The sequence below is a fragment of the Variovorax sp. UC122_21 genome (genome assembly GCF_044056785.1).
In the GTDB taxonomy this organism is placed as follows: Bacteria; Pseudomonadota; Gammaproteobacteria; order Burkholderiales; family Burkholderiaceae_C; genus Variovorax.
This window is the reverse complement of record NZ_CP172004.1, coordinates 5841446-5866800: the sequence shown is the minus strand read 5'-3', so window position 1 is coordinate 5866800 and position 25355 is coordinate 5841446. Positions and strand designations below refer to the sequence as shown.

Genomic DNA, 25355 nt, shown 5'->3' with positions numbered 1-25355 from the left:
GCTCCTACGTCGTTGCAATCCAGAGGCTCGAGGGCGGTATCTCGACCTCGGTGGCGTTCACCGCCGAGGGCTCGGGGCCCGGGTCGATGGCGGGGTCGCTCGCGAGGACGCACCTCCAGGCGCCGGGCGGCAGGCGGAACGGCTGCGCCCGCGCGCCCGCGTTCACGAGCAGCAGCCAGGCCGGCGCTGCCTTCGGTGTCGAGGGGGTGGTGGTCGATGTCGGTGTCTCCTTGGCGGTGCCTGCCTCCAGGCTGCCGAACAGGATTGCAAGGGCCGTGCCGCCTTCCCAGTCCGGCGGCTGCATCGGTGCGCCGTCGGGCCGCAGCCAGCGGATGCCGGCCGTGCCCGGCGCCGGGTCGGCTGGCCACCAGCGCGTGCTGCGCAGCACCGGCGCCGCGCGCCGCAGCGCGGCCAGCCGCGCCACGAAGGCGCTCAGTTGCGCCGGCTCGCCGGCCGGGTCGGTGCTGCCGACCCAGTGCAGCCAGGTGGTCTCGTTGTCCTGGCAGTAGGCGTTGTTGTTGCCCTGTTGCGTATGGCCGATCTCGTCGCCGGCCAGCAGCATCGGCGTGCCCTGCGACAGCATCAGCGCGGCCAGCAGCGCGCGCGAGAGCCGCAGCCGTTCGGCCCGCACCGCGGGATCGTCGCTCGGGCCTTCCACGCCGCAGTTGCGGCTCAGGTTGTGGCCATGGCCGTCGCGGTTGTTCTCGCCGTTGGCCTCGTTGTGGCGCGTGTCGTAGCTCAGCAGGTCGCGCAGGGTGAAACCGTCGTGCGCGGTCACGAAGTTCACGCTCGCGGCGGGCGAGCGCCCGGCGTGCGCGAACTGCGCGCTCGAGGCCGTGAAGCGGTGCGCGAAGTCGCCGAGGCCCGCGCGTCCCTCGCGGTCCTGGCGCAGCCAGAAGCCGCGCTGCGTGTCGCGGAAGCGGTCGTTCCATTCGAGCCAGCCCGGCGGGAATTCGCCGAGCCGGTAGCCGCCTGGGCCGATGTCCCAGGGCTCGGCGATCAGCAGCGTGCGCGACAGCAGCGGGTCCTGCGCGATGGCCGCGAAGAAGGGCGCGCGCGGATCGAAGCCCGTGGCCGTGGCGCGGCCCAGCACCGGCGCGAGATCGAAGCGGAAGCCGTCCACGCCCATCTCGCCGGCCCAGAAGCGCAGGCTGTCCATCACGAGTTGCAGCACGCGCGGCTCGCCGAGGTTCAGGCAGTTGCCCGTGCCGGTCCAGTTCTCGTAGAGCGCGCGGTCGTCGGCGCGCAGGTGGTAGTAGAGGGCGTTGTCGATGCCGCGCAGCGACAGCGTGGGGCCGAGCTCGTCGCTCTCGGCGCTGTGGTTGTAGACCACGTCGATCACCAGTTCCATGCCGCGCGCATGCACCGCGTCGGCCAGCGCGCGGAACTCGCCGGCCGGCGTGGTGCCGGGGCGGCCGCTCCAGTAGCGCGCCTCGGGCGCGAACCAGCCGATGGTGTTGTAGCCCCAGTAGTTCGTGAGGCCCATCGCGAGCAGCCGCTCCTCGTCGGCGCGGTGCTGCACCGGCATCAGGCTCAGCGTGGTGACACCCAGGCGCTGCAGGTGGTCGAGCACGGCCGGCTCGGCGAGGGCGGCGTAGCTGCCGCGCAGGGGGGTGGGGACGGCGGGATGCAGTTGCGTGTGGCCGCGGACGTGGAGTTCGCAGATCACGCGGTCCGTGGGGGGATGCGGGCGTGGCCTGGGTTCGGATGGGTTGGCGCGGGCACCACGCGGGCCTTGAGGGCGATGCCGGCGTTGTCCCGTGTGTCGCGCTGCGTCGGGTCGGCCGTGGCGTGGCCGTGGAAGAGGTCGCTGCCGTCGTAGCGGCCGACGATCTCGCGGGCGTAGGGGTCGAGCAGCAGCTTCGATGGGTTGAAGCGATGGCCCTCGGTCGGGGACCAGGGGCCGTGGACGCGGTAGGCGTAGACGAGACCGGGGCGGGCGCTGGGGAGTTGGCCGTGCCAGATGCCGTCTGTGAATTCGGGGAGCTTGAGTCGCTGCTGTTCGTGGATGCCTGTGGGGTCGAAGAGGCAGAGTTCTACCTTTTCGGCTGCTGGTGCTGCCAGGGCGAAGTTGACGCCTGTCTGGGTTGCTGTGGCGCCCAGGGGGAAAGGTTGGCCTGGGTTCAGCACGATGGGTGAGGCTTTCTTTTGCTGAGGCTGTTGGCCGGGTCTCGCCCCGGCGGGCGAGTCACTTTCTTTTGCTTCGCCAAAAGAAAGTAACCAAAGAAAAGGCGACCCCGCTGTCTGCGACCCCTTCGCTGCGCTACGGGGCAACCTGCGGTGCTCGCGTTTCGCGGGGTCTCGCAGAACTCGCTTCGCTCAAACAGCTGCGAGCCCTGATCCGCGAAACGCTGCGCTCCTCGGCGCAGCCAGAGGGGGGGCGCTCGGGCCTTTGCTTCGCTCGGCCTTGGAATGCCGCTCGGGCCATCGCTTCGCTCGGCCTTGTGTTTTTCTTGTTCCCTCTCCCTCTGGGAGAGGGTTAGGGTGAGGGCACCGGGCCTTGCCAACGGTCTGACGGTATCCACCGCCCCGGAGCCCTCACCCCAGCCCTCTCCCAGAGGGAGAGGGAGCAAGACCGCCGAACGAAGCGATGGCCCGTTGGATATGCAAGGCCGAGCGCAGCGATGGCCCGACCACTCCCCTCTGGCTGTGCCGAGGAGCGCAGGCGTAGGCGGGATAAGGGCCGCAGCTGTCTGAGCGAAGCGCAGCGCAGCGAGTTCTGCGGACCCCCGCCGTAGCCGAGCACCGCAGGTTGCCCGTAGCGAAGCGGAGGGACACAGACAGTGGGGTCGCCTTTTCTTTGCCTACTTTCTTTTGGCGAAGCAAAAGAAAGTAGGTCCGCCGCCGGGCGGAATTCCCGGCCCCTGCCGTCGCAAGGCAAACAACTCAAATTCAAACCAACACCCACATCAACGTAGCCAAGGGCGGCAAGTCAATAACCACCGAGTCGACTTTCCCATGCCAAGCCAAAGCCTCACTGGCAACCACCCCATTCCCCACCCCACTCCCCCCATAAACAACCCCATCGGTATTGATGATCTCCCGATAGGACCCCGAACAAGGCACCCCCACCCGATACCCATGCCGAACCACAGGCGTGAAGTTGCAAACCGCCAGAACGAATGCCCCATCCCGCCCCCGACGAACAAAGGCAAACACCGACTGCGCCGTATCGTCATGCACCAGCCACTCGAACCCCGCCCCTTCATGGTCGAGCTCGTGCAACGCCGGATAGTGCCGATACACGTTGTTGAGATCCCGCACCAGCCGCCGCACGCCCTGATGCGATGCATGCTCGAGCAGATGCCAATCGAGGCTGCGGTCCGCATTCCACTCCGCCACCTGCGCGAACTCGCAGCCCATGAACAGCAGCTTCTTCCCCGGATAGGCCCAGAGGTAGCCGTACAGGTTGCGCAGCCCCGCGAACTTCTGCCACTCGTCGCCCGGCATGCGCGCGATCATCGAGCCCTTGCCGTGCACCACCTCGTCGTGCGAGAACGGCAGCACGAAGTTCTCGCTGTGCGCGTACATCAGCCCGAAGGTGATCTCGCGATGGTGATGCGGCCGGTACAGCGGGTCCTTGCCCGCGTAGGCCAGGGTGTCGTTCATCCAGCCCATGTTCCACTTGTAGTGGAAGCCCAGCCCGCCGTCCTCGGGCGGGCGCGTCACGCCGGGGAAGCTGGTCGACTCCTCGGCGATCGTCACCGCGCCGGGGCGCTCGGTGCCCACCACGCGGTTCATGCGGCGCAGGAACTCGATCGCCTCGAGGTTCTCGCGTCCGCCCTGCGCGTTCGGCACCCACTCGCCGGGCCCGCGGCTGTAGTCGCGGTAGAGCATCGAGGCCACGGCGTCCACGCGCAGGCCGTCGATGCCGTAGCGCTCGAGCCAGTACAGCGCATTGCCCACGAGGTAGTTGCGCACCTCCGTGCGCGACCAGTTGAAGATCAGCGTGTTCCAGTCGTTGTGGAAGCCCTCGCGCGGATCGGCGTATTCGTACAGCGCCGTGCCGTCGAAGCGGCCCAGGCCGTGCGCGTCGGTCGGGAAGTGCGCGGGCACCCAGTCGAGGATCACGCCGAGCCCGGCCGCATGGGCCGCGGCCACGAAGAAACGGAAGTCGCTCGGGGTGCCGAAGCGCGAGGTCGGCGCATAGAGGCCGATCGGCTGGTAGCCCCAGGAGCCATCGAACGGATGCTCGGTGATGGGCAGCAGCTCGATGTGCGTGAAGCCCAGGTCGCGCACGTAGGGCACCAGGGTGTCGGCGAGCTCGATGTAGTCCAGCCATTCGTGGCCGTTCTTGCGCCGCCACGAGCCCAGGTGCACCTCGTAGATGCTGATCGGCGCATCGCGCCCGTTGGCCTTGGCGCGGCCGGCGGGCAGGGTGGCCACCGGCGGCAGCGGGCGCACCACGCAGGCGGTGTCGGGCCGCAGCCGCGACGAGAAGGCGAAGGGATCGGCCTTGCGCAGCAGCTCGCCCTGCGCCGACAGGATCTCGAATTCGTAGGCGTCGCCCACCGCCACGTGCGGCGCGAAGATCTCCCACACGCCGCACTCGCGGCGCAGCCGCATCATGTGGCGCCGGCCGTCCCAGTTGTTGAAGTCGCCGACCACCGACACGCGCCGCGCATTCGGCGCCCAGACCGCGAAGGCCACGCCCTTGACACCGTCCATCTCGCGCAGGTGCGCGCCCAGGCGCTCCCAGGGGCGCAGGTGCGTGCCCTCAGCCAGCAGCCAGACGTCGGTGTCGCCGAGCACGAAGGGAAAGCGGTAGGGGTCGTCGATGCGCGAGACGTGCGACCCCCAGTCGACCTGGAACGCATAGCCCATGCGCGCCTCGGCCGCGGGCACCAGGCCCGCGAAGATGTCGGAGCCCTCGTGCCGCTCGAGCGTGGCCAGCGGCCAGCCGGTGCGCGCATGCAGCACCGTCACGCCCTGCGCGCCGGGCAGCAGCGCGCGCACCACCAGGCCGCGCGAGGTCTCGTGCGGGCCGAGCACGCCGAAGGGGTTGCCGTGCTCGGCGCGCATCAGCGCATGGACTTCGGTTTCGGGCAGTTGCGTCGGGGCCATGGGGTCAGTCGGTGATCGGTTCGCCGAAGAAGGCACCGAAGGGCGTGAGCGTGAGCGTGAGCGTGCGAGCGTCGGCGCCGCCGAGCGTCGCGGTCGAGGCCAGCGGCGCGCCGGCCAGCGGCCGCAGGTCGTCGCGCAGCACGATCGACACCGGCGCCGCGCCGAGGTTGAACACGGCCTGCAACGAGCGCGCGCCCTCGCGCCGCTCGAACCACAGCAGCGGCTCGGGCGCGTCGAAGAAGGCGATGGCTGCCGTGTGCAGCAGCGGCTGTGCGCGGCGCCAGTGCAGCATCGCGCGGCTGAAGGCCAGCATCGACTGCGCATCGTCTTGCTGGCGGTCGACCGCCAGCGGCAGGTGCGCGGGCGACATCGGCAGCCACGGCGTGCCGGTGGTGAAGCCGCCCTGCGCATCGTCGCCGCGCCAGGGCATCGGCGTGCGGCAGCCGTCGCGGCCCTTGAACTCGGGCCAGAAGGCGCGGCCGTAGGGGTCCTGCAGCAACTCGAACGGCACCTCGGCCTCGGGCAGGCCCAGCTCCTCGCCCTGGTACATGCCGGCGCTGCCGCGCAGCGACAGCAGCAGCGCGAGCCACAGGCGGTTGCGCCGGACGTCGGGCGCCGCGCCGTCGCTCCAGCGCGTGGCCACGCGCGGCACGTCGTGGTTCGACACCGCCCAGCAGCCCCAGCCGCCGGTGGCCGCGAGCGCATGGTCGAGCGCCTCGACCTGCTGGCGCAGGTGCTTCGCCGCGTGGTCGGCGGTCAGCAGGCTGAAGCTGTAGGCCAGGTGCAGGCGCCGGTCGCGCGCGGTGTATTGCGCCATCACGGGCGGCGCGTTCTCGTCGCCGACCTCGCCGAGCGCCACCGCGCCGTGGCGGTCGAGCAGGGCGCGCAGCCGCTCGAGGAACAGCAGGTTCTCGGACTGGCTCTTGTCGTACAGGTGCTGCTGCATCGCATAGGGGTTGTCGGCGCGCACCGTGCTGACCTCGCCCACCGACTGCGCCGAGGCCGGCGGGTTGCTGCGCAGCAGGGCGTCGTGGAACTGGTGGTTGCAGGCGTCGAAGCGGAAGCCGTCGACGCCGCGCTCGCACCAGAAGCCGACCTCGCCGAGCAGCGCGTCCTGCACCGCGGGGCAATGGAAGTTGAGATCGGGCTGCTCGGCCAGGAAGCTGTGCAGGTAGTACTGGCGGCGGCGCGAATCCCATTGCCAGGCCGGCCCGCCGAAGACCGAGAGCCAGTTGTTGGGCGGCGTGCCGTCGGGCTTCGGGTCGGCCCATACGTACCAGTCGGCCTTGGGGTTGTCGCGGCTCGCGCGGCTCTCGGCGAACCAGGCGTGCTGGTCGGAGGTGTGCGAGAGCACCTGGTCGATGATGAGCTTCAGGCCCAGCTCGTGCGCCCGCGCGAGCATGGCGTCGAAGTCGGCCAGGGTGCCGAACATCGGGTCGACCGCGCGGTAGTCGGCCACGTCGTAGCCGAAGTCCTTCATCGGCGAACGGAAGAAGGGCGAGACCCAGATCGCATCGACTCCGAGCGAGGCCACATGCGGCAGCCGCGCCGTGATGCCGGGCAGGTCGCCGATGCCATCGCCGTTGCTGTCCATGAAACTGCGCGGATAGATCTGGTAGATCACCGCGCCGCGCCACCAGTCATCGCTCTTGCTGCCGTTGCTGCTGCTGCCCATGCTGTCCCTTGGTCTGAAATCATTGTGGCATGCGAAATCCGGGCCAGCGGTACGCTCGTGCGCGCCCCGCGACTCTCTACACTGCACGCCCTCCATGACAGAGACGACTCCCCACGCCGCCGCGGGTTCCCCGCCCCCCGCTTCCGATGCCGAAGGCCTGCCCGCGCTCGAGCGCCGGCTCGCGCGCGACCTCGACATCCTGGGCTGGCGCGCCCGTGCCTGGATGCCCGCCTGCGAACACGAGGGCGAGGCGGTGCTCGACGTGGCCATCGTCGGCGGCGGACAGGCCGGGCTGGCCGCGGCGGCGGCGCTCGCGAACCAGGGCATCCGCGCCGTGGTGTTCGACCGCGCGCCCGAGGGTTTCGAGGGGCCCTGGGCCACCACCGCGCGCATGGAGACGCTGCGCTCGCCGAAGGAGCTCACCGGCCCGGCGCTGGGGCTCGCGGCGCTGAGCTTCCGCGCCTGGTTCGAGGCCCAGCACGGAAGCGCCGCCTGGTCCGCGCTCGACAAGATCCCGCGGCTGCAATGGATGGACTACCTGCGCTGGTACCGGCGCGCGATGGCGCTCGAGGTGCGCAACGACTGCGCGGTGACGGCGATCGTGCCCGAGGCCGATGGGGCGCTGGTGCGGCTGGACCTGCGCACGTCCGCCGGCGCGCGGCGCGTGCTCGCGCGCCGCGTGGTGCTGGCCACGGGGCGCGACGGCCTTGGCGGCCCGGCGGTGCCGGATTTCGTGGGCCGGCTGCCGCGCGAGCGCTGGGCGCATTCGTCCGACGCCATGGACTACGGCCGGCTCGCCGGGCTGCGCGTGGGCGTGATCGGCGCGGGCTCCTCGGCCATGGACAGTGCCGCCACCGCGCTGGAGGCCGGCGCCCACAGCGTCGAGCTGCTGATCCGCCGCCCCGACCTGCCGCGCGTCAACAAGGGCAAGGGCGCCGGCGTGCCGGGCCTGACCCAGGGGCACTACGACCTGCCAGACGAGCACAAGTGGCGCGTGCGCCACTACATCAACCGGCTCAACGTGCCGCCGCCGCACGGCAGCACCCTGCGCGTGTCGCGCTTCGCCAACGCCTTCTTCAACTTCGGCTGCCCGGTGGAGGCGGTGGCGCTGGCCGGCGACGGCGCGATCCGCGTGACGACGCCGCGCGCGGTATTCGATTTCGACTTCCTGATCGTCTCGACCGGCTTCAAGGTCGACTGGGCCGCGCGCCCCGAGTTCGCGGCACTCGCGCCCCATGTGCGGACCTGGAAGGAACGCTTCGTGCCCGCGCCCGGCGAGGAGGACCAGGAACTGGCCGATTCGCCCGACCTGGGCCCGGCGTTCGAGTTCAAGGAACGCGTGGTGGGCGCCTGCCCCGGGCTCGCGCGCATCCACTGCTTCTGCTATCCGGCCGCGCTCTCGCACGGCACGGTCTCGGGCGACATCCCGGCCATCAGCGACGGCGCCAAACGGCTGGCCGCGGGCATCGCGGGGCTGTTCTACCGCGAGGATTTCGAGCGCCATTTCGCCAACATCGAGGCCTACGCCGAGCCCGAGCTGTACGGCGACGAATGGACGCCCGCGCCGCCGCCCGACCGGCGGCCGGCCCCCAAAGCCGGCTGAATGGCCCGGCCCGGCGGGAGCCCGGCGGCCGGGGCGCGATAATCCGCCTTCCCGGCCGCCCCGCGCCGGGCTCCTGCCGAAGCCCCGTCATGAACCCCAGCTACAAACCCAGCGACGTCGAGTCCGCTGCCCAGGCGCAATGGAGCGCCGCCGATGCCTACCGCGTGACCGAGGACGCGAGCCGCAAGAAGTACTACGCCTGCTCGATGCTGCCGTACCCCAGCGGCAAGCTGCACATGGGCCACGTGCGCAACTACACGATCAACGACATGCTCACGCGCTACCTGCGCATGAGCGGCTACAACGTGCTGATGCCCATGGGCTGGGACGCGTTCGGCCTGCCGGCCGAGAACGCGGCGCTCAAGAACGGCGTGCCGCCGGCCAAGTGGACCTACGAGAACATCGCCTACATGAAGGGCCAGCTCCAGGCCATGGGCCTGGCGATCGACTGGAGCCGCGAGATCGCCACCTGCGATCCGAGCTACTACAAGTGGAACCAGTGGCTGTTCCTCAAGATGCTCGAGAAGGGCATCGCCTACCGCAAGACCCAGGTCGTGAACTGGGACCCGGTCGACCAGACCGTGCTGGCCAACGAGCAGGTCATCGACGGCAAGGGCTGGCGCACCGGCGCCACGGTCGAGCGCCGCGAGATCCCGGGCTACTACCTGAAGATCAGCGACTACGCCGAGGAACTGCTCGAGCACACCCAGCACAAGCTGCCGGGCTGGCCCGAGCGCGTCAAGCTGATGCAGGAGAACTGGATCGGCAAGAGCGAGGGCGTGCGCTTCGCCTTCACCCATGACATCCAGGGTGCCGACGGCCAGCCGATCCAGGACGGCCGCATGTACGTGTTCACCACGCGCGCCGACACCATCATGGGCGTGACCTTCTGCGCCGTCGCGCCCGAGCATCCGCTGGCCGCGCATGCCGCCACGCTCGACCCGAAAGTCGCGGCCTTCATCGAGGAGTGCAAGAGCGGCGGCACCACCGAGGCCGAGCTCGCCACGCAGGAGAAGAAGGGCGTGCCCACGGGCCTGACCGTGACGCACCCGATCACCGAGGAGCAGGTGCCGGTGTGGGTCGGCAACTACGTGCTGATCGGCTACGGCGACGGCGCCGTGATGGGCGTGCCCGCGCACGACGAGCGCGACTTCGCCTTCGCCAACAAGTACGGCATCGAGATCATCCAGGTGGTGCTGGTCGATGACGAGCCGCACTTCGACTATCACAAGTGGCAGGACTGGTACGGCGACAAGCAGCGCGGCGTGACCATCAACTCCGACAACTTCAGCGGCATGAGCTACAAGGAGGCCGTGGCCGCCGTGGCGCATGCGCTGGGCCAGAAGGGCCTGGGCGAGCTGCAGACCACCTGGCGCCTGCGCGACTGGGGCGTGAGCCGCCAGCGCTACTGGGGCACGCCGATCCCGATCATCCATTGCGAGGAGCACGGCGCGGTGCCGGTGCCCGAGAAGGACCTGCCGGTGGTGCTGCCCACCGACTGCGTGCCCGACGGTTCCGGCAATCCGCTGAACAAGCACGAAGGCTTCCATGCCGGCGTGGTGTGCCCGGTGTGCGGCAAGGCCGCGCGGCGCGAGACCGACACGATGGACACCTTCGTCGATTCGTCGTGGTACTTCATGCGCTACTGCGACCCGAAGAGCGACCAGGCGATGGTGGCCGAGGGCGCCGACTACTGGATGCCGATGGACCAGTACATCGGCGGCATCGAGCACGCGATCCTTCACCTGCTGTACGCGCGCTTCTGGACCAAGGTGATGCGCGACCTCGGCCTGGTGAAGGCCGACGAGCCCTTCAGCAAGCTGCTGACCCAGGGCATGGTGCTCAACCAGATCTTCTACGCGCGCAACGAGAAGGGCGGCAAGGATTACTTCCCGCCCTCGGAAGTCACGCCGGAGCTCGATGCGCAGGGCCGCATCGTCGGCGGCACCGCGGCCGACGGCACCAAGGTCGAGTACGGCGGCGTCGGCAAGATGGGCAAGAGCGAGCGCAACGGCGTCGACCCGCAGGACCTGATCGAGAAGTACGGCGCCGACACCGCGCGCCTGTACACCATGTTCACGGCACCGCCCGAAGCCACGCTCGAGTGGAACGACGCGGCCGTCGAGGGCAGCTACCGCTTCCTGCGCCGCGTGTGGAACTTCGGCGCTGCGCAGTCCGCGCTCGCGGCCCCCGCGGGCGGCAAGCCGGCCTACGGCAAGCCGGCCCAGGCGCTGCGTCGCGAGGTGCACACCGTGCTGCGCCAGGTCGACTACGACTACCAGCGCATGCAATACAACACCGTGGTGTCGGGCGCGATGAAGCTGCTCAACGCGCTCGAGGGCTTCAAGCCTGACGGCAGCGCGGGCGACGCGGCCGCGCTGCACGAGGGCTTCGGCATCCTGCTGCGCTGCCTCTATCCCGCCACGCCGCACATCGCCCAGCAGCTGTGGACCGAGCTCGGCTACGAAAAGGTGCTCGGCGCCCTGCTCGACGCGCCGTGGCCCACGGTCGACGTCGAGGCGTTGGCGCAGGACGAGATCGAGCTGATGCTGCAGGTCAACGGCAAGCTGCGCGGCAAGCTGCTGGTGCCGGCCGGCGCTTCCAAGGACGAGATCGAGAAGCTCGCGCTGGCCTGCGAGGACTTCACCGCCTTCGCGCCGGGCGCGAGCGCCAAGCGCGTGATCGTGGTGCCGGGCCGCCTGGTCAACGTGGTCATTTGAACAAGCCAAGCATGAACATCCGCACTGTCTCGCTGCCGCGCCGCGGCTTCCTCCTGGGCCTGGCGGCCGGCGGCGCCTCGCTGGGCCTGGCCGGTTGTGGCTTCGAGCTGCGCAAGCCGCCGGTCTTCGCCTTCAAGTCGATCGCGATCTCGGGCAACTCGGCACTCGTCAGCCAGATCCGCCGCAACCTGCGCGCGGCCGGCACGGTGACCCTGCTGCCGGGCGACGACAAGAGCGCCGAGGCGGTGCTCGAGATCCTCGGCGAGGACCGCGAGCGGCTGGTGGTGTCGACCAACTCGGTCGGCCTGCTGCGCGAGACCCAGCTCGTGCTCAAGGTGCGCTTCCGGCTGCGCTCGCAGGACGGCAAGGACCTGCTGGCGGCCACCGAGCTCACGCAGACACGCGACCTGACCTTCAACGAGACCAACGCGCTGGCCAAGGAAGGCGAGGCCGAACTGTTGTACCGCGACATGCAGATCGACATCGCGCAGCAGCTGGTGCGCCGCCTCGGGGCGGTGAAGGCGCTGTGAGCGGCCGCTGACGCGATGCAGCTTGCCAGCGCCCAGCTTTCGGCCCACCTGCAGAAGGGGCTGAAGCCGCTCTACACCATCCACGGCGACGAGCCGCTGCTCGCGCAGGAGGCGGCCGACGCCATCCGCGCGGCGGCGCGCGCGCAGGGCCATACCGAGCGCAGCTCGTACACCGTGGCCGGCGCGCACTTCGACTGGAGCGCGGTGCTCGCGGCCGGCGGATCGCTCTCGCTGTTCGCCGACAAGCAGATGGTCGAGATCCGCATCCCCTCGGGCAAGCCCGGCAAGGACGGCAGCGTCGCGCTGCAGCAGATCGCCGAGGGCGCGGCCTCGAACGAGGGCACGCTCACGCTGGTGATGCTGCCGCGGCTCGACAAGGCCACGCGCACCGGCGCCTGGTTCTCGGCGCTCGAGAACCACGGCGCCAGCATCCAGGTCGACCCGATCGAGCGCGCCGCGCTGCCGCAGTGGATCGCGCAGCGGCTCGCGCTGCAGGGCCAGCGCGTGAAGCCCGGCGACGAAGGCCAGCGCACGCTGCAGTTCTTCGCCGACCGCGTCGAGGGCAACCTGCTCGCGGCGCACCAGGAGATCCAGAAGCTCGCGCTGCTGCATCCGGAGGGCGAACTCGGCTGGGAGGAGGTCGAGGGCGCGGTCAACAACGTCGCGCGCTACGACGTCTTCAAGCTGTCGGAAGCCGTGCTCGGCGGCAACCCGCAGCGCGTGGCGCGCATGCTCGACGGCTTGCATGCCGAGGGCGAGGCCGAGGTGCTGGTGCACTACACGCTGGCCGAGGACATTCGCGCGCTCAAGCGCGTGAAGGACGCCATGGCCGCGGGCCGGCCGCTGCCGATGGCGCTGCGCGAGAACCGCATCTGGGGCCCGCGCGAGCGCGCCTTCGAGCGCGTGCTGCCGCGGCTGGACGACCGCATGCTCGCGCGGCTGCTGCGCGCGGCGCACCTGGTCGACGGCATCGTCAAGGGCCTGAAGCAGCCCGACTGGCCGGCCGGCGGCTGGCAGGCGCTGCAGCGGCTGGCGCTGATGCTGTGCCGCGCCTGCGGCAACGGCGGCGCCGCGGCATCGCGCCGCGCCTGAATTCCCGGCGTCAGCCGCCCGCGGGGTTGGCGTGGGAAAATGCCCACATGAACGCGTTCAATGTCAGTGAACACATGCAGACCCTGGGTCTGCAGGCAAAACGGCCGCCGCCCTCATGGCGCGTGCGGATGCAGCTACCAAAAACGTAGCGTTGAAGGCGCTGGCCCGGCGCTTGCGCGAAGCCGGCGCGGTGCTGGCCACGGCCAACCAGAAGGATCTCGAGCGCGCCACGGCCGCCGGCCTGTCGGCGCCGATGGTCGACCGCCTGAAGCTCGGGCCCAAGGTGATCGAGACCGTCGCCCTCGGCTGCGAGCAGCTCGCGGGCATGGCCGACGTGATCGGCGAGATCATCGGCATGAAGCAGCAGCCCAGCGGCATCCGCGTCGGCCAGATGCGCGTGCCGATCGGCGTCTTCGGCATGATCTACGAGAGCCGTCCCAACGTGACCATCGAGGCCGCGAGCCTGGCGATCAAGTCGGGCAACGCCGCCATCCTGCGCGGCGGCTCGGAGGCCATCGAGTCGAACAAGGCGCTGGCGCTGCTGGTGTCCGAGGCGCTGGCCGAGGCCGGCCTGCCGGTCGAGGCGGTGCAACTGGTGCAGACCACCGACCGCGAGGCCGTTGGCCAGCTGATCGCGATGCCGCAGTTCGTCGACGTGATCATCCCGCGCGGCGGCAAGGGCCTGATCGAGCGCATCAGCCGCGACGCCAAGGTGCCGGTCATCAAGCACCTGGACGGCAACTGCCACGTCTACGTCGACGACACGGCCGAGTTCGGCATGGCGCTGCGCATCGTCGACAACGCCAAGACCCAGAAGTACAGCCCGTGCAACGCCGCCGAAGGCCTGCTGGTGGCGGCCTCGGTGGCCGAGGACTTCCTGCCGAAGATCGGCGCCGTCTTCGCCGCCAAGGGCGTCGAGATGCGCTGCGATCCGGCCGCGGCCCAGATCCTGCGCGCCGATGGTGCTATCGATCCGGGAGCAAAGGTGGTCGATGCGGTCGAATCCGACTGGTCCGAGGAATACCTGGCCGCGGTGATCAGCATCAAGGTGGTGGCGGGCCTCGAGGAGGCCATCGCGCACATCAACCACTACTCGAGCCATCACACCGACGCGATCGTCACGCGCGACCACGTGAATGCCCAGCGTTTCCTGCGCGAGGTCGATTCGGCCAGCGTCATGGTCAATGCGAGCACACGCTTCGCCGACGGTTTCGAGTTCGGCCTGGGGGCCGAAATCGGCATCAGCACCGACAAGTTCCACGCCCGCGGACCGGTGGGCATCGAAGGGCTGACCTCGCTCAAGTACGTGGTGCTGGGGCAGGGCGAAGTCCGGACCTGAGGGGGCGCGACAGGCGCCGTCCGGTGCCCTTCGCACCGGCGGCGCGTGTGGATTCCACGTAGGCCATGGTGCTTGTCATCGAGGGGCGCGTCCCCAAATCCTAGAATCCGCATACCGTTCAGTAGAAAACAAAGAAGGCCGCCGCATGGTTCCGCATCTCGTCACAGCCCTGACCGGCCCGATCAACGAACTGGAGCAGCGGGTGCTCGACTCGATGCCCGCCATCGAGCGCTGGTTCCGGCTCGAGTGGATGGAGCACACGCCGCCGTTCTACAGCGCGGTCGACATCCGCAACGCGGGCTTTAAGCTGGCGCCGGTCGACACCAATCTCTTCCCCGGCGGCTGGAACAACCTCACCAAGGAAATGCTGCCGCTGGCGGTGCAGGCCGCGCAGGCCGCGATCGAGAAGATCTGTCCCGAGGCGCGCAACCTGCTGGTGATCCCCGAGAACAACGCCAAGAGCAGCAGCTTCTACCTCGCCAACGTGGCGCAGATGGTGCGGATCTTCCACATGGCCGGGCTCAACGTGCGCGTGGGCTCGATCGATCCGGCGATCAAGTCGCCCAAGAAGATCGAGCTGCCGCACGGCGACGTCGTCACGCTCGAGCCGGTGGTGCGCACCAAGCGCCGCCTGGGGCTGAAGAACTTCGATCCCTGCACCATCCTGCTGAACAACTCGCTCTCGGCGGGCACGCCGGGCATCCTCGAGGACCTGCACGAGCAGTACCTGCTGCCGCCGCTGCACGCGGGCTGGTCGGTGCGCCGCAAGAGCAACCACCTGCACAGCTACGAGGAACTGTCCAAGCGCTTCGGCAAGCTGCTGGGCATCGATCCCTGGCTCATCAACCCGATCTACGCGCGCGCCGACGGCGTCGACCTGGCCGAGGGCCGCGGCCTCGACGTGCTGACCAGCCACGTCGACGCGGTGCTGACCAAGGTGCGGCGCAAGTACAAGGAATACGGCATCAACGAGAAGCCCTTCGTGGTGGTCAAGGGCCAGAGCGGCGCCGAGGGCCCGCGCGTGCTGACGGTGCGCGACGCCAAGGAGGTCGAGGGCCTCGTGGCCAAGGCGCGCGGCGCGGCGGCCCGGCCGGCGGGTGCGCGCGAACCCGGCGAGATCATCGTGCAGGAAGGCGTGCTGACCAACGAGCGCGTGCACAACGGCGTGGCCGAGCCGGTGGTCTACATGATGGACCGCTACGTGGTCGGCGGCTTCTACCGCGTGCATGCCGACAGCGCGCCCGACGAGAACCTCAAGCTGCCGGGCGCGAGCTTCGTGCCGCTGGCCTTCTCCGAGAGCGCCCACATGCCGCAGCCCGGCGCCAAGCCCGGCGCCAGCGCGCCCAACCGCTTCTACATGTATGGCGTGGTCGGCCGGCTCGCGATGGTCGCCGCCAGCTACGAGATGGAAGCCACCGACCCGGACGCCGAAGTCTACGAATGACCCCCGCCGCGCGCCGTCTTTGCGGCCCGCGCGGGTGACGGCAGAATAAGCGGCCCCACAGCAACGGAAATCGAAGGGCGGCGAGGGCGAGGATCGAGGCGCGGCGGATGCACCGTCCGCCCGGGCACGCCCCCTGGCATACCTGATGCGTCGTCATCGCGAGCCACCGGCCCTTTTCCCATCGACCTCGTGTCAGCCCCCAAATCCCTCTCCGCCGGCCTGATCGTCGGCGCCATCGGCGTCGTCTATGGCGACATCGGCACCAGCGTGCTGTACGCCGTCAAGGAAGTCTTCGGCCACGGCCACGTTCCCTTCACCGTCGAGAACGTCTACGGCATCCTCTCGATGTTCGTCTGGACGCTCACCACCATCGTCTCGCTCAAGTACGTGGTGCTCGTGCTGCGCGCCGACAACGAGGGCGAGGGCGGCCTGGTCGCGATGCTGGCGCTGGCCTCGCGCGCGGTGGCCGACAAGCCGCGGCTGCGCCACCTGCTGCTGGTGATCGGCATCTTCGGCACCTCGCTGTTCTACGGCGACGGGGTCATCACGCCGGCGATCTCGGTGCTCTCGGCGGTCGAGGGCCTGGAGGTGGTGTCGCCGCACTTCAAGCACTACGTGATCCCGATCACCCTGGTGGTGCTGTTCGGCCTGTTCGCGGTGCAGAAGCACGGCACCGCGGGCATCGGCCGCTTCTTCGGGCCGATCACGCTGGTGTGGTTCCTCGCGCTGGCGGTGCTGGGCGTGTGGCACATCGTCGACCACCCCGAGATCCTCAAGGCCCTGAGCCCGTTCTACGCGCTCAAGTTCATCTGGGACAACCCCGGCACCAGCTTCATCCTGCTGGGCGCCATCGTGCTGTGCGTGACCGGCGCCGAGGCGCTGTACGCCGACCTCGGCCACTTCGGCAAGGCGCCGATCCGCATCGCCTGGTTCACCGTGGTGATGCCGGCGCTGATCCTCAACTACTTCGGCCAGGGCGCGCTGCTCCTGGCCAACCCCGAGGCGGTGAAGAACCCGTTCTTCATGATGGCGCCCGAGTGGGCACTGATCCCGCTGGTGCTGCTGGCCACCGCCTCGACGGTGATCGCCTCGCAGGCCCTGATCACCGGCGCCTTCAGCGTCACGCGCCAGGTGATCCAGCTCGGCTACCTGCCGCGCCTGAACATCGAGCACACCAGCGTGCGCACGGCCGGCCAGATCTACATCCCGCTGGTCAACTGGGGCCTGTTCGTGGCGATCGTGCTGGCGGTCGTCATGTTCCGTTCCTCGAGCAGCCTGGCTGCGGCCTACGGCATCGCCGTGACCACCGACATGCTGATCACCACGGTGCTGACCTTCTTCGTGATCCGCTACGCCTGGAAGCTGCCGCTGGCACTGTGCATCGCCTCGACCGCGGCCTTCTTCTTCATCGACTTCATGTTCTTCGCGTCGAACCTGCTCAAGCTGCCCGAGGGCGGCTGGTTCCCGCTGGTGATCGGCGGCGCGGTGTTCATGCTCATGATCACCTGGAAGGAAGGGCGCCGCCTCATGGGCGAGGTGCAGCGCTCCGACGCGATCGAGCTGCAGGCCTTCCTCGACTCGGTGTTCGAGAACCCGCCGGTGCGCGTGGACGGCACCGCCGTGTTCCTCACGGCCGAGCCCGGCGTGGTGCCCAACGCGCTGCTGCACAACCTCAAGCACAACAAGGTGCTGCACGAGCAGAACCTGTTCGTCACCGTGCGCAACCACGAGGTGCCGTGGATCCCGATGGACAAGCGCATCGAGATCGAGCCGCTGGGCCGCCATTGCTGGCAGGTGATCGTGCACTACGGCTTCAAGAACGACATCGACCTGCCGCGCGCGCTCGACAACGCGCGCCTGCGCGGCTGCCAGCTCGAGCCGATGCTGACCAGCTACTTCCTCTCGCGCGATGTCGTGATCCCGACGCTGGGCAGCGGCATGGCGCCGTGGCGCGAGAAGCTGTTCGCGCAGATGCACCACAACGCGAGCGGCGCGGCCGCCTTCCTGGGGCTGCCGAACAACGCGGTGGTGGAGCTGGGCTCGAAGATAGAGATCTGAATTCGGACAGCCGACCGCAGAAGTCGTGGCCTCTGCGTGCTTTTGGCTTTCTTCTGCGTTCGGCTTTTCGCTTTCAGTCGAAGTCCGTTGGCCGCTCCCGCGCGAGCTGCCCCATGTGCGCCGCGATCGCGCCGGGCGTGGTGAACCAGATCTCGCCGCGGTCGCGCGCGAGCGCCAGCTGCGTCAGAACGCCACGCAGGTGGCGCAGCCGGTAGGGCTGGCCCACGATGTAGGGATGCAGCGCGAGGCCCATCACCAGCGGCTGGGCGCGCGACTGAGCGAGCATCTCCTCGAAGTTGTCGAGCACCATCGCGCAGAAGTCCTTCGCGTCCATCAGCCGGCCCACGATCATCGGGATGTCGTTGAGCTCCTGCGGATAGGGCACCGACCAGATCGCGCCGCCGCCGCGCGTGCGCATGCGCACCGGCTGGTCGTCGTGGCACCAGTTGAGCGTGTAGCCGTAGCCGGTCTCGGCCAGCAGGTCGGGCGTGCGCGGGCTCTCGGAGATCCACGGCGACAGCCAGCCCGCGGGCGCCTGCCCGCTCTCGCGCGCCATGCGCTCGCGGCAGCGCACCAGCAGCGCGCGCTCGTGGTCTTCGCCGAGCGTGCCCTGGCGCTCGGCATTGCTGTGGCCGTGGCCGATCAGCTCGTCGCCGCGCGCCACCACCGCCTGCACCAGTTCCGGGCAGTGGTCGTAGAGCGCGGTGTTGACCAGCGCGCCCGTGGGCAGCGCGAGCGCGTCGAACAGCTCGAGGCAGCGCCAGGCGCCCACGCGATTGCCGTATTCGCGCCAGCCGTGGTTGAGCACGTCGGGCTGCGGCGAGGCCGGGCCGAGGCAGGCGCCCAGCCCGTCGCCGAAGGCGAAGTGCTCGAGGTTGAAGCCGAGGTAGACCGCGAGCCGCGCGCCGTTGGGCCAGCGGTAGTCGGGCCGGCGCGTGATCGGCCGGTAGTCGAAGCGGTCGTGCGAGGGCAGCAGTTCGGGCCAGCGTGTCGTCATGCCCAGGCCGCCTGCAAGCCTCGTGCCCGATGGTTGGCATATCTATCGGAAATTGTTGACCATCGTTCGGCCAGCGCAAGCCGGCGCGGGCGGCCCGGCACAATCGCGCGATGCGTTTCTTCAAGGACCTGAGCCTTTCCGCCTTCACCGCCGGCTTCGTCGCCGTGCTCGTCGGTTTCACGAGTTCGGTGGCCATCGTGTTCCAGGCCGCGCAGGCCTTCGGCGCCACGCCCGAGATGGTGGCCTCGTGGATGTGGGCGCTGGGCATCGGCATGGGGCTGGCCTCGGCGCTGCCCTCGCTGTGGTGGCGCAAGCCCGTGATGATCGCTTGGAGCACGCCCGGTGCCGCGGTGCTGGCGGTGGCCGGCGTGGGCCACGGCATGGGCGAGGCGGTCGGCGCCTTCGTCGTCTGCGCGCTGCTGATCGTGGCGGCCGGTGCCACCGGCTGGTTCGAGCGCGTGATGAACCGCATCCCGATGGCCATCGCCTCGGCGCTGCTGGCCGGCGTGCTCGCGCGCTTCGGCCTCGCGGCCTTCACCGCGGCGCAGACCGCGCTGCCGCTGGTGCTGCTGATGCTGGCCACCTACCTCGTGGGCAAGCGCTGGCTGCCGCGCTATGCGGTGCCGCTCACGCTGCTGGTGGCGATCGCCTTCGCGGCCGCGCGCGGCGAGCTCGCCTGGTCGGCGGTGCATGTCTCGCTGACCTGGCCGGTGTTCGTCATGCCGGTGTTCCACTGGCAGGCGATCGTGAGCCTGGCGCTGCCGCTGTTCGTCGTCACCATGGCCTCGCAGAACCTGCCGGGCGTGGCCGCGATCCGCGCCGCCGGCTATGGCGAGCTGCCGGTCAGCAAGCTCATCACCCTCAGCGGCCTCGCCACGCTGGTGCTCGCGCCCTTCGGCGCCTTCGCGCTCAACCTCAGCGCCATCACCGCCGCGATCTGCATGGGCCGCGAAGCCCATGAAGACCCGGCGCGGCGCTACACCGCGGCCGTGAGCTGCGGCGCGATCTACGTCGTGATCGGCCTGTTCGGCGCGGCCGTGACCGGGCTGCTCACGGCCTTCCCGAAGGAACTGGTGGCGGCCATCGCGGGGCTCGCGCTGCTCGGCACCATCGGCGGCGGGCTGGCTGCGGCGGTACGCGACGAGCCGCACCGCGAGGCCGCGCTGATCACCTTCCTGGTCACGCTCTCGGGCGTGACCATCGTCGGCATCGGCTCGGCCTTCTGGGGCGTGGTGGCGGGCGCGTTCGCGCTCGCGGTGCAGCGGCTGGGCCGCCGGCCGGGCCCGCCAAAAGCCCCGGCCGGCCAGGGCCTCGCGGCTTCCGGCAACATCGCGACCGACAGCAGCAACATGGCGGCCCCGCCGGGCGCCGGAAAGACCTCCTGATGAAAAACATCCTCTTCGTGGCCGACCCGCTCGATCACTTCAAGATCTACAAGGACACCACCTTCTCGATGATGCGCGAGGCCCAGCGCCGCGGCCACCGCATCGCGGCCTGCCTGCCGCAGGACCTGCAGTGGGTGTCGGGCGGCAAGGTCACGGCCACGGTGCGCCAGGTCACGCTGACCGGCGACCCGAAGGACTGGTATGCCGTCGACATCGTCGAGAGCAAGGCGCTGGCCGATTTCGACGCCGTGCTGATGCGCAAGGACCCGCCCTTCGACGCCGAGTACATCTACGCCACCCACCTGCTCGAGCAGGCCGAGCGCGAGGGCGCGCGCGTGGTGAACAAGCCGCGCGCGCTGCGCGACCATCCCGAGAAGCTCGCGATCATGGAGTTTCCGCAGTTCACCGCGCCCACGCTGGTCACGCGCAGCGCGCAGGCGGTGCGCGACTTCCATGCGCAGCACGGCGACATCATCCTGAAGCCGCTCGACGGCATGGGCGGCATGGGCATCTTCCGCGTGAAGCAGGACGCGCTGAACCTCGGCTCGATCGTCGAGACGCTCAACAAGGACGGCGCCGAGACCATCATGGTCCAGCGCTTCGTGCCCGACGTGGTCGAGGGCGACAAGCGCATCCTGATCATCGCGGGCGAGCCCGCGCCCTTCGTGCTGGCGCGCATCCCGCAGGGCACCGAGGTGCGCGGCAACCTCGCGGCCGGCGGCAAGGGCGTGGCCCAGCCGCTCACGCCGCGCAACCGCGAGATCGCCGAGATCGTGGGCCGCGCGCTCGCGCCGCGCGGGCTGCTCTTGATCGGCCTCGACGTGATCGGCGACTCGGTGACCGAGATCAACGTGACCAGCCCGACCTGCTTCCAGGAGATCACCGAGCAGACCGGCTTCGACGTGCCGGCGATGTTCGTCGATGCGCTGGAGGCGCATCTGAAGCAGGCGGCCTGAGGGCGAGCCCCCAACGACAACGGCCCCGGCGACGCGTCATGCGCCGCCGGGGCCGTTGCTCATGGGGCGATCAGAAGTCGACGGTGCCGCTGACCGAGAAGGTGCGCGGGGCGCCGAGCACGAGGTAGTTGGCGCCCGGATAGCCACCGGTCGAGGCCCAGTACGACTTGTCGAACAGGTTGTCGATGCGCGCGCGCAGCGTCAGTGCACGGCCGTTGCCGATGTCCATCAGGTAGCGCACGCCGGCGTCGACGCGGGTCCAGGCGGGCAGCACCTGCGTGTTGGCGGCATTGGCGTACTGCTTCGTGGTGTGGATCACGCGCGCATTGAGCGCCAGGCCGCGCACGCCCGGCACGTCCCATTCGCCGCCGATGTTGAGCTGCGTCTTGGGCACGCCGATGGCGGTCTTGCCGTCGGTGGCGCCGTTGGCGGTGCGGCGCTGTTCGGCGTCGAGCCAGGTCAGGCCGCCCAGCAGGCGCAGGCCCTTGACGGGTTCGCCGAAGAGGTTGAGTTCCACGCCCTGGTTGCGCTGCTCGCCGTTGGGGCCGAAGGTGCCGCTCTGCACGAAGTATTGCGGCTGGGTGGTCGAGAAGGCCGAGAGGCTGCCGCCGAGGTTGCCGCCGAGGTTGCCGCCGTCGTACTTGACGCCGATTTCCTTCTGCTTCGAGCGATAGGGGGCGAACACCGTGCCGCCGTTCAGCACGATGCCGCTGGACGTCGTGCTCGGGGCCGTTTCGCCGGGCAGCAGCGCCTCGATGTAGTTGGCGTAGACCGAGACTTCCTTCGTGGCCTTGAACACGACGCCGGCCACCGGCGTCGTGCGCGCCGACTCGTAGCCGTCGGTGGGCAACCCCGTGGTGTAGCTGTAGGTGTCCTGGTCGATGTTCTGGCGACGCGCGCCGAGCGTGACCAGCAGGCGGTCGTCGACGAAGGACATGGTGTCCGCGATCGCCACGCTCTTGGAGCGGTAGCGCGATTGCACCAGCGGATTGGACAGGATCCCGCCCGCCGTGGTCGCATTTGCCAGCGGGATGAAGGAGTCGTAGTGGGCGTAGAGGTTGTCCGTCAGGCCGCCGAAGCTCGAGAAGGCATAGGCGTTGCGGCGCTTGTTGTCGTACATGGCCGCCGATACCGTGACCGTGTGGCCGACGGAGCCGGTCTGGAACTTGCCGCGCAGGCCGATCTCGCCGGTGCTGACTTCGTCCTTGCGCACGTTGTCGAAGCGGTAGTTCGACAGGTTGCCGAAGGCATTGGTGAGGGTGGGATTGGCCAGCACGTTCGACTCCGTGCCGCGGCGCACGCCGGCGGCGGCCCAGGCCGTGACGTTGTCGGTGACGTCGACTTCGGCGCGTGCGGTGGCGAAGGTGTCGCGTTCCTTCGCGTAGGTCCAGGATTGCGCGAAGTTGCTGCTGGCGTCGGGCGCGCGCGGAATCGGCAGGTTGGAGGCCGGCGTCACGTTGGGACGGCCGCCACGGATCTCGTGGTCCTGGAAGCCGACGTCGGCCGAGATGCGCACGTTGCGGTTGCGCCAGTCGAAGCCCAGGCCCAGCGCGCTGAGTTCGCGCTTCTCGTCGTCGATGCCGGTGCCGCCGTCGCGGCGCACGGCGTTCAGGCGGATGCCGGTGCTCTGGTCGGGGCCGAAGCGGCGCGCGATGTCGGCCGCCACGTAGCCCTGGCCGCCGCTCTGCACGCCGGCGCTCACGCGCGTGATCGGATCGTTGGGCGCGCGCTTGGGCAGCAGGTTGATCGCGCCACCGATGCCGCTGCCGGCCGGTGCCGCGCCGTTGAGGAAGGTGCTGGCGCCGAGGAAGACCTCGACGCGCTCGAACAGCTCGGACGCCACGTACTGGCGCGGCAGCATGCCGTACAGGCCGTTGTAGGAGATGTCGTCGGAGCCCAGCTGGAAGCCGCGCACCATGTAGAGCTCCTGGAAGTTGCCGAAGCCGCGTGCCTGCCGGATCGACGGATTGTTGAGCAGCACGTCGGCCACGCTCTTGGCCTGCTGGTCCTGGATCAGGTCGGCGGTGTAGCTGGTGGCCGAGAACGGCGTCGACATCATGTCCTGGTTGCCCAGGATGCCGACCCGGCCGCCGCGCGCCACCTGGCCGCCCGCGTAGGGCTTGGTCAGGCCTTCGGCCGAGGCGTCGGCACTGGCTTCGACGGTGATGGTGCCCAGCGCGGCGCCGGGGGCGGTGGGCGCGGTCGCGGCAGCCGGTGCCGGCGCGGCGGTCTGCGCCGAGGCCGTCAGGGCATGGAGGGCGAGCAGCGTAGCGGCGACGGTCGGGCGAAGGCTGGCACGGAGTAGGGCGGAGGAGGCGGGCATGGACGGTTCGTTTTCACGCAAATGAGAACCGTTATTGTTAACGGACTCCGTCGGTCCACCGATACTTTCTTGCAATGTTGCAAAAATGTGTCAGAAAAAACGTTTCATTCGGAGGGACATTGCCCGAATAAACCGGGCACTCGTCCAACAAGCCGCGCCGGGCGGCAGCCCCTCAGCGCCCCTCAGCGCCCCGAACGCCGCCCGTCCACGAACACGTGCAGCTCGCCCGGCTGGAACGCGGTCCATTCCTCGTTGGTGGTCAGCGGCGCCGTCACCACCACCGCGACGCGGTCGTTGGGCGTGGTGTGCTGGGCGAAGTCGATCTCGAGGTCCTCGTCCGACAGCTGCGCGGTCACGAAGGGATGGCGCCGTTCCACGTACCAGAGGTTCGTGGAGGCATGGGCCCACAGCGCCTGCCCGTTCGAGAGCATGAAATTGAAGGTGCCGTGCCGCGCGAGCTGCGGCGCGAGTTCGCGCAAGGTGAGCGTGAGCTCCTCGACGCTGGGCACGCCCGCATGCGACTTCGCGAGTTCCTGCATCAGCCAGCAGAAGGCGTGCTCGCTGTCGGTGTTGCCCACCGGGTGGAAGTTGCCGTGCAGCCGCGGGCGGAAGTCCTTCAGGTCGCCGTTGTGCGCGAACACCCAGTAGCGGCCCCACAGCTCGCGCACGAAGGGGTGGCAGTTCTGCAGGTTGACCTCGCCCTGGGTGGCCTTGCGGATGTGGGCGATGACGTTGCGGCTCTGGATCGGGTAGCGCCGGATCAGCTCGGCCACCGGCGACTCGCAGGCCGGCTGGTGGTCGACGAAATGGCGCAGCCCGCGGTCCTCGAAGAAGGCGATGCCCCAGCCGTCGGCGTGGTGGTCGGTGCGGCCACCGCGCTGCGCGAACCCCGTGAAGCTGAAGGTCACGTCGGTCGGCGTGTTGCAGTTCATCCCTAGCAATTGACACATGGGGCCATTAAGACACCGCCCCCGCTTACCCGAGCGCTTGGGTTTGCTTCCGCCTCAGCGCAGGAAGCGGCCTTCCTTGGTCACGCGGACCATCTCGATGAAGCGCGAGCCGGTGTTGCTGGCGCCGGTGAAGTCGACCTCCATGCCGGCGATGCGCAGCTTCATCGCCTTGAGCGCCGCATGCAGCCGCGCGCGCGTGAGGTCGCGGCCGGCGCGGCGCAGCGACTCGATCATCACCAGCGCGTTCACGTAGCCTTCGAAGCTCAGGTAGCCGATGTCGACCTTGGCGCGCTCGGCGAGCTGGCGGTAGTCGCGCGTCACCGGATCGACCTCGCTCCAGGGATAGGGCACGACCTGCGAGATCGCCAGCCCGCTGGTCTTGTCGCCCACCAGCCTGGCCGTGACGTCGCCAGGCACGATCGACATGCCGTAGAACATCTGGCGCCCGCCCGCGTCCCAGGCGCTCTTCATCACCTCGCCGCCGATGGCGCCGCCCAGGTACATGATCACCGCCTGCGCCTTGCTGTCGGCCAGCGCCTTGCCCATGGCGGCGTTGGTCGAGCCGTCGCCCTTGACCGCCACCGCCGCCACCGGCTTGAGCTGGTGCGCCGCGAGCGCGGCCTCGACCAGCTTCGTCACTTCGGCGCCGCCCGGGTTGTCGAGGCAGGCCGAGGCGATGCGCGTCACGCCGATGGTCGTGAGGTGCTGCACCAGCGCCTGCGCCTCGCGCGCGAAGGTGGCGCGCACGAAGTAGCCCGAGCCCATGACCTTCTCGCGCGCCGAATCCGACACCGCGTAGCCCGCGACCATCGGCGCGCCGCTTTGCGACAGCACCTTGGCCGCGGCCGCGGTGGTGGCCGAGCCGACGCAGCCGAAGAAGGCGAACGCGCGGTGTTCGCCGAGCAGCTTCTCGTAGTTGGCCACCGCCTTCTCGGGCGAGAGCTCGTCGTCGAGCGACACCAGCCGGATCTTGCGGCCCGAAACGCCGCCCTGCGCGTTGACGGCGTCGAAGGCCAGCCCCGCGCCGGCCATCACCACCTTGATCGGCGCGCCCAGCGGGCCGCTCAGGATGCCGGTGTGGCCGAGCACCACCTCGGTGTCGGTGACGCCGTTCTCGGCCGCGCGGGCCACGGGAAAAAGGCCAAGGCTGGCCGCGGCCGCCGAGGCGGCCATGAAATTCCGACGATGCATGGGAGAAAACCGTCCAATCGATACAACT

Annotated in this window: 15 protein-coding genes and 2 pseudogenes; 9 read left to right on the top strand and 8 right to left on the bottom strand. The window is 69.6% G+C overall.

Features of this window, described 5'->3' with window-relative positions; genetic code table 11:
• Nucleotides 1-4: 4 nt before the first annotated feature.
• From glgX to ACHMXE_RS40285, 4 genes are all read right to left on the bottom strand, one after another.
• Nucleotides 5-1669 carry a glycogen debranching protein GlgX gene (glgX, locus tag ACHMXE_RS40300; protein WP_395349150.1) on the bottom strand — a complete coding sequence of 555 codons (1665 nt, stop codon included), beginning with the start codon at nucleotides 1667-1669 and terminating at the stop codon, nucleotides 5-7.
• On the bottom strand, nucleotides 1666-2130 hold the full coding sequence (locus tag ACHMXE_RS40295) for a hypothetical protein (RefSeq protein ID WP_395349148.1): 465 nt from the start codon (nucleotides 2128-2130) through the stop codon (nucleotides 1666-1668). Before ACHMXE_RS40295 ends, glgX begins: the two co-directional genes overlap by 4 nt.
• Nucleotides 2131-2892: 762 nt before the next feature.
• Entirely contained in the window at nucleotides 2893-5064 is a 2172-nt protein-coding gene (gene glgB, locus ACHMXE_RS40290) for a 1,4-alpha-glucan branching protein GlgB (RefSeq protein ID WP_395349147.1), read from the bottom strand.
• Nucleotides 5065-5068: 4 nt separating this feature from the next.
• Nucleotides 5069-6739, bottom strand: coding sequence for an alpha-amylase family glycosyl hydrolase (locus tag ACHMXE_RS40285; RefSeq protein WP_395349146.1), 1671 nt, complete (start codon nucleotides 6737-6739; stop codon nucleotides 5069-5071).
• A gap of 94 nt (nucleotides 6740-6833) precedes the next feature.
• On the opposite strand from ACHMXE_RS40285, the gene ACHMXE_RS40280 reads away from it, so the two are divergent.
• The 7 genes and pseudogenes from ACHMXE_RS40280 (at nucleotide 6834) to ACHMXE_RS40250 (ending at nucleotide 17525) form a co-directional block, all read left to right on the top strand.
• Nucleotides 6834-8342, top strand: coding sequence for an FAD-dependent oxidoreductase (locus ACHMXE_RS40280; protein WP_395349145.1), 1509 nt, complete (start codon nucleotides 6834-6836; stop codon nucleotides 8340-8342).
• Between the two features lie 89 nt (nucleotides 8343-8431).
• The gene (leuS, locus tag ACHMXE_RS40275) at nucleotides 8432-11062 is read left to right on the top strand and encodes a leucine--tRNA ligase (RefSeq protein WP_395349144.1); all 2631 of its coding nucleotides are present in this window, start codon (nucleotides 8432-8434) and stop codon (nucleotides 11060-11062) included.
• A gap of 11 nt (nucleotides 11063-11073) precedes the next feature.
• Nucleotides 11074-11592 (top strand): LPS assembly lipoprotein LptE, encoded by a 519-nt coding sequence (gene lptE, locus ACHMXE_RS40270; protein WP_203204028.1) that lies wholly within the window; start codon nucleotides 11074-11076, stop codon nucleotides 11590-11592.
• Between the two features lie 15 nt (nucleotides 11593-11607).
• Nucleotides 11608-12684: a DNA polymerase III subunit delta gene (gene holA, locus ACHMXE_RS40265; protein WP_395349143.1), complete on the top strand. Its 1077-nt coding sequence runs from the start codon at nucleotides 11608-11610 to the stop codon at nucleotides 12682-12684.
• A gap of 47 nt (nucleotides 12685-12731) precedes the next feature.
• Nucleotides 12732-14023, top strand: a pseudogene (locus tag ACHMXE_RS40260) (glutamate-5-semialdehyde dehydrogenase).
• A gap of 145 nt (nucleotides 14024-14168) precedes the next feature.
• The gene (gene gshA, locus ACHMXE_RS40255) at nucleotides 14169-15467 is read left to right on the top strand and encodes a glutamate--cysteine ligase (protein WP_203204031.1); all 1299 of its coding nucleotides are present in this window, start codon (nucleotides 14169-14171) and stop codon (nucleotides 15465-15467) included.
• Between the two features lie 189 nt (nucleotides 15468-15656).
• Nucleotides 15657-17525: a potassium transporter Kup gene (locus ACHMXE_RS40250; RefSeq protein WP_203204032.1), complete on the top strand. Its 1869-nt coding sequence runs from the start codon at nucleotides 15657-15659 to the stop codon at nucleotides 17523-17525.
• 73 nt (nucleotides 17526-17598) lie between these two features.
• Here ACHMXE_RS40250 and ACHMXE_RS40245 read toward each other — a convergent pair whose 3' ends face one another.
• On the bottom strand, nucleotides 17599-18522 hold the full coding sequence (locus tag ACHMXE_RS40245) for a polysaccharide deacetylase family protein (protein WP_395349141.1): 924 nt from the start codon (nucleotides 18520-18522) through the stop codon (nucleotides 17599-17601).
• Between the two features lie 107 nt (nucleotides 18523-18629).
• Here ACHMXE_RS40245 and ACHMXE_RS40240 point away from each other — a divergent pair.
• A pseudogene (locus ACHMXE_RS40240) lies at nucleotides 18630-19907 on the top strand (benzoate/H(+) symporter BenE family transporter); the annotation flags it as partial.
• Nucleotides 19907-20863, top strand: coding sequence for a glutathione synthase (gshB, locus tag ACHMXE_RS40235; RefSeq protein ID WP_093350548.1), 957 nt, complete (start codon nucleotides 19907-19909; stop codon nucleotides 20861-20863). The pseudogene ACHMXE_RS40240 and the gene gshB, both read left to right, overlap by 1 nt.
• Nucleotides 20864-20933: 70 nt before the next feature.
• Here the strand turns inward: gshB and ACHMXE_RS40230 are convergent, their stop codons facing one another.
• The 3 genes from ACHMXE_RS40230 to ACHMXE_RS40220 form a co-directional block, all read right to left on the bottom strand.
• Nucleotides 20934-23186: a TonB-dependent receptor gene (locus ACHMXE_RS40230; protein WP_395349139.1), complete on the bottom strand. Its 2253-nt coding sequence runs from the start codon at nucleotides 23184-23186 to the stop codon at nucleotides 20934-20936.
• Nucleotides 23187-23368: 182 nt separating this feature from the next.
• On the bottom strand, nucleotides 23369-24136 hold the full coding sequence (locus ACHMXE_RS40225) for a class II glutamine amidotransferase (protein WP_203204037.1): 768 nt from the start codon (nucleotides 24134-24136) through the stop codon (nucleotides 23369-23371).
• Between the two features lie 54 nt (nucleotides 24137-24190).
• Nucleotides 24191-25327: an ABC transporter substrate-binding protein gene (locus ACHMXE_RS40220; RefSeq protein ID WP_203204038.1), complete on the bottom strand. Its 1137-nt coding sequence runs from the start codon at nucleotides 25325-25327 to the stop codon at nucleotides 24191-24193.
• Between the last annotated feature and the right edge of the window lie 28 nt (nucleotides 25328-25355).

What these genes read in the sequence shown, in the direction of transcription:
- ACHMXE_RS40220 (WP_203204038.1), bottom strand. Translation starts at nt 25,327, where the DNA reads ATGCATCGTCGGAATTTCATGGCCGCCTCGGCGGCCGCGGCCAGCCTT.
- ACHMXE_RS40280 (WP_395349145.1), top strand. Translation starts at nt 6,834, where the DNA reads ATGACAGAGACGACTCCCCACGCCGCCGCGGGTTCCCCGCCCCCCGCT.
- gshB (WP_093350548.1), top strand. Translation starts at nt 19,907, where the DNA reads ATGAAAAACATCCTCTTCGTGGCCGACCCGCTCGATCACTTCAAGATC.
- glgB (WP_395349147.1), bottom strand. Translation starts at nt 5,064, where the DNA reads ATGGCCCCGACGCAACTGCCCGAAACCGAAGTCCATGCGCTGATGCGC.
- ACHMXE_RS40230 (WP_395349139.1), bottom strand. Translation starts at nt 23,186, where the DNA reads ATGCCCGCCTCCTCCGCCCTACTCCGTGCCAGCCTTCGCCCGACCGTC.
- gshA (WP_203204031.1), top strand. Translation starts at nt 14,169, where the DNA reads ATGGTTCCGCATCTCGTCACAGCCCTGACCGGCCCGATCAACGAACTG.
- ACHMXE_RS40285 (WP_395349146.1), bottom strand. Translation starts at nt 6,739, where the DNA reads ATGGGCAGCAGCAGCAACGGCAGCAAGAGCGATGACTGGTGGCGCGGC.
- holA (WP_395349143.1), top strand. Translation starts at nt 11,608, where the DNA reads ATGCAGCTTGCCAGCGCCCAGCTTTCGGCCCACCTGCAGAAGGGGCTG.
- ACHMXE_RS40225 (WP_203204037.1), bottom strand. Translation starts at nt 24,136, where the DNA reads ATGTGTCAATTGCTAGGGATGAACTGCAACACGCCGACCGACGTGACC.
- lptE (WP_203204028.1), top strand. Translation starts at nt 11,074, where the DNA reads ATGAACATCCGCACTGTCTCGCTGCCGCGCCGCGGCTTCCTCCTGGGC.
- leuS (WP_395349144.1), top strand. Translation starts at nt 8,432, where the DNA reads ATGAACCCCAGCTACAAACCCAGCGACGTCGAGTCCGCTGCCCAGGCG.
- ACHMXE_RS40245 (WP_395349141.1), bottom strand. Translation starts at nt 18,522, where the DNA reads ATGACGACACGCTGGCCCGAACTGCTGCCCTCGCACGACCGCTTCGAC.